This is a genomic window from Arthrobacter sp. HMWF013 (assembly GCF_003061105.1).
GTDB lineage: Bacteria > Actinomycetota > Actinomycetes > Actinomycetales > Micrococcaceae > Arthrobacter.
On record NZ_QAIQ01000372.1, the window covers coordinates 1 to 2,283 of the forward strand.

A 2,283-nucleotide genomic window follows, 5' to 3' on the forward strand; every position below is an offset into this window, starting at 1 on the left:
GTACAGTACGACGGCGAGCATCACCGATCGAGGGAACAGCAGTCGCGCGATAACCGCCGCGATGAATTCTTCATCAACGCAGGATGGTCCTATTTCAAACCGAACGCAGATGATCTCGCCGAAGATTTTCAGGGCCTCATCGCCAGAATCAAACGGGCCCGCCGCTCCTAACACCAACGCGGGGTCACTCCCGGCCCGATAATCGAGGTTTATTGGGCGAGGAGTGACCCCGCGTTGCAGGGTTATTCGGGCTGGTTGCCGGCGGCGCCGTTGATGGTGAACGGGGTGGAGATGCCCTCGTACATCAGGTGGGCCACGAGGCCGTCCACGGCGTGGGGGAGGGTGTGGCAGTGGTCGCTCCAGATGCCGGGATTGTCGGCCACGAAGGCTATCTCGTAGGACTCGCCGGGGTGGACGTCCAACGAATCCACCCACCACGGGCTTCCCGACGCCGGTGTGCCGTCACGCGAGAGGACCACGACGTGGTGGCCGTGCAGGTGCATCGGATGCACCTCGCCCGAGTCGTTGACGACGCGCATCCTGACCACGTCGCCTTCGCGGACGTGGAACATCGGGACGTCGGGGAAGAGCCGTCCGTTGATGGTCCAGAAATTTCCGGGACGCCCGTCGATCAGGCCGTAGCGCCGCCCGATCACGTAATCGAATGTCCGGTCCGGAGAGCCCGCGTCGAAGCCCAGCAGTGCAGGCGCGCCGTAGGCCAGCAGATCGAGCGTCTCCGCGGGCTGCCGCGCTGCGGGCGGGACCACCGCCGGATCGCCGATGGAGACACTCCTGGCCCCGCCCACGTGGAGGCGCACCGATCCTTGCGCAGGAGCCTGGGTCATCACGTCCACACGTCCACCCGCCGGGATCAGCACCGTCCGGCCCTCGACGACGGCGGGAGCGTTCACCTCGTGCCCGTCTGTTGCGAAAACGCGGAAGGGAGCGGCGGACCAGACTGCGGCCGTGCCCTGATCGGTGTTGATGATGCGGGTGCGCACCGGGGACCCGGGGGCGGCGGGCACCTGCTCGTCCTGCACCCGGCCGTTGAGAGTGTGCTGGCCCCCGTAAACGTGCAGGAGGGCAATAACGTCAGTTCCGCCGTCGTCGGTTAACGGCGCAGCCGGTTCGATCACCACTGCACCCAGCAGCCCGCGTTCAACCTGCTCATGGGACACCTGGTGCGAGTGGTACCAGTACGTCCCGGCGTCCGCTGCAATGAACCGATAGACATGGTGGCCTCCCGCCGGCACCGCGTCCTGGGTGATGCCGGCTACCCCGTCCGCCGCATTCGGCACGTCGATGCCGTGCCAGTGCAGGGTGGCTCCGGCCGCGACCGACTCATTGATGAAGGCCACCTCCACGAGATCTCCCTGCCGCGCCCGGATGGTGGGGCCGGGGGAGGTGCCGTTCACCGTGTACCCGTCAAGAGGACGCCCGCCAGGAACATCGATGGTCTGCTGGCGGGCGACCAGTTCGACGCGCACATCAGGATTCCGCAGCGGATCCTCGATCAACGCGGCCACACTGACCGTCCTGACCTGACCGGGCGCGCCGGTGCCGGAATTGCCAGAACCGGAGACGTGGGCATGGCCGGCGTTTCCGCCGCCCATGTCCATCACCGAGTACTCACCCAGCAGCGTCGAACTCCACGCCAGCGCACCCAGGCCAAAGGCACCTGTCACCGCGATGGCGGCGGCAACGCGCCGGAACACCTCACGTCGCGACGGCATCGGAGGCCTGAACCGACGCCCTCGCAGTCCTGGGCTGCCTGATCCGCTGGGCCGCGTACACGGCGGCGAGCAGCACAGCGAGGGCATTCGCGCCGTGGATCAGGCCGAGGTAGGGCATATCGGTGATGGAGTAGCCAAGCGTGATCTGCAAGGCAACAAGGCCGAGCACGATGGCCGCCCACAGGCGGGCGCCGCGGACTTTCACGAAGAATGCCACCACCAGCAGGGCCAGTGCGGCCACCGGGATCACCATCCCGCCCACGATCCCGTGGATCGGGAATCCGAGATCGCCGACAAAAGTCGCCTCGCGGCTCTCCACGAGTGCTTTGTCGATGACGCCGCCATCCTGGATGTAGCGCCCCACACCGCCGAGGGCGAAGGCGATCGACGCTGCCTGGACGGCGACACCGACGGCGACGATCCAGGCGATGATCGAGTAGGTCCTGCGCATGATGTCCTCCTCATCGTGCGGATGCCGCTCAGTGGCACCCGTCCTGGATCCGACGTTAGGCGCGCGGGCACATGGGCGGAACGCGGGTGGCCGCAGGGG

2 protein-coding genes are annotated in these 2,283 nt (G+C 67.0%); both read right to left on the reverse strand.

All coding sequences use genetic code 11. From position 1 onward, the window contains the following. Window positions 1–242 precede the first annotated feature (242 nt). Entirely contained in the window at window positions 243–1,733 is a 1,491-nt protein-coding gene (locus DBR22_RS13790; protein WP_108599483.1) for a multicopper oxidase family protein, read from the reverse strand. Continuing rightward, a partial coding sequence (locus tag DBR22_RS13795; protein WP_219928122.1) for a hypothetical protein occupies window positions 1,717–2,283 on the reverse strand: 567 nt, incomplete at its 5' end. The genes DBR22_RS13795 and DBR22_RS13790, both read right to left, overlap by 17 nt.

Coding starts and splice junctions, on each gene's coding strand:
- DBR22_RS13790 (WP_108599483.1), bottom strand. CDS start 1,733: ATGCCGTCGCGACGTGAGGTGTTCCGGCGCGTTGCCGCCGCCATCGCG.